Source organism: Knoellia aerolata DSM 18566 (genome assembly GCF_000768695.1).
GTDB classification, from domain to species: Bacteria; Actinomycetota; Actinomycetes; order Actinomycetales; family Dermatophilaceae; genus Knoellia; species Knoellia aerolata.
The window spans coordinates 1-526 of the sequence record NZ_AVPL01000171.1 but is presented as its reverse complement, the minus strand read 5'-3'; the positions used below and the strand labels follow the sequence as shown (position 1 = coordinate 526).

Genomic DNA, 526 nt, shown 5'->3' with positions numbered 1-526 from the left:
ACGGCGACGGCGGAGCCAACGGCGTCTACACGTACGGCCGCACGTCCAGGTTCCCGACCAGCAGCTACCAGTCGACCAACTACTGGGTCGACGTCACCTTCACCACCCAGTCCGTGACCGTCCCCGCCGCACCCACCGCGGTGACGGCCACCGCGGGAGACGGGTCCGCGACGGTGTCCTGGACCGCGCCGTCCAACGGTGGCAGCCCGATCACCGGCTACACCGTGACGCCGTACGTCGGTGCGACGGCACAGGTGCCGTGGACAGTGACGGGCAACCCGCCGGCGACGAGCACGACCGTGACCGGGCTGACCAACGGCACCGCGTACACGTTCCGGGTCGCCGCGACCAACGTGGCGGGGACGGGGCCCGCCTCGGCGGGGTCGAACGCCGTCACACCGGTCGGGGTGGTCACGGTCCCGGGTACCCCGACCGGTGTCTCCGCGACTGCGGGGGATGCCTCGGCGATGGTGTCCTGGACCGCACCGTCCCACGGAGGCAGCGCGATCACCGGGTACACGGTGAC

At 72.1% G+C, this 526-nt stretch carries 1 protein-coding gene; it reads left to right on the top strand.

Annotation, left to right across the window (positions count from 1 at the left end; genetic code table 11):
* Positions 1-526: fibronectin type III domain-containing protein (locus N801_RS19170; RefSeq protein WP_035941072.1), on the top strand; the 526-nt coding region annotated here is incomplete at both ends.